The organism is Methylobacterium sp. J-030, assembly GCF_022829545.1.
Classification (GTDB): Bacteria; Pseudomonadota; Alphaproteobacteria; order Rhizobiales; family Beijerinckiaceae; genus Methylobacterium.
On record NZ_JAKSYM010000248.1, the window covers coordinates 1 to 376 of the forward strand.

Consider the following 376-nt stretch of genomic DNA (forward strand, 5'->3'; position numbering starts at 1 on the left):
TCGCGCCACCGGGCGGCATCCGCATCCCACCAGCGCCCATCGCCCAGGTGGTAGACCATCCGCCCATGCGGCCGCCAACCTCGCGGCCTTCGGGCAGCGGTGCCACCTGATCCACGACCGGCCGGGGCATCGGAGGGGGCGATGGCGCACGCTGTTCCGGCGGAAGGCGCTCGGGGACGTGTCCGGCAGCCCCTATGCCTGAGTTGAGCTAGAAGGCACATACTGATTCCGGAAACACGGTCGCGCTATCTTGCTTGGCGGCTCGATGCGCTGAGCTTGAGGATTGATGCTGGACCGTCCGATCATCGGCCTTGCCGTGTGGCTTTCAAAGCCCGTCGGCTTCCTGACGACCTGCTTCACCGTCGCCGCTGGACTG

The 376-nt window shown here is 67.0% G+C and carries 1 pseudogene; it reads left to right on the top strand.

Annotated features, from left to right (window positions below):
• Positions 1 to 202 (top strand): annotated as a pseudogene (locus tag MKK75_RS17880) (hypothetical protein); the annotation flags it as partial.
• Positions 203 to 376: the final 174 nt, after the last annotated feature.